The sequence below is a fragment of the Photobacterium lucens genome, assembly GCF_009873615.1.
Classification (GTDB): domain Bacteria; phylum Pseudomonadota; class Gammaproteobacteria; order Enterobacterales; family Vibrionaceae; genus Photobacterium; species Photobacterium lucens.
Genome location: NZ_SSMG01000164.1, coordinates 1 through 341, shown reverse-complemented (window position 1 = coordinate 341; position 341 = coordinate 1). Strand labels below are relative to the sequence as shown.

The 341-nt window shown below is 45.2% G+C and carries 1 protein-coding gene; it reads left to right on the top strand.

Annotated elements, in window-relative coordinates:
• Positions 1-341: lectin-like domain-containing protein (locus E5A76_RS07540; protein ID WP_222932513.1), on the top strand; the 341-nt coding region annotated here is incomplete at both ends.

The following is a 341-nucleotide window of genomic DNA, read 5'->3' as shown; positions in this document are numbered from 1 at the left end:
GGTGGACAGCGTGTTCAACCATCCATTGTGTTTGAATTTGATACCTTTGATAACACTTTCCTTGGCGCTACTGATGATGCGCTTGGTGGTCAATACATTGATCATACTGCGGTGTATTTAAACGGGGATATTTATGCGCCAAGCCCAGCGAATACGTTAATACCCGCTACGTCTGTGGCTGGGGGCGAATTAGAAGATGGGCGTTATCATATTGCTCAATTTGAATGGGAGCCTACTACCAACCAATTTACCTATTATTTAGATGGGGTCATGGTGGGGCAATTTACCCGTGATATCCGTAATGACATTGGTAACAACATGGTGCGATTCGGGTTTACGGG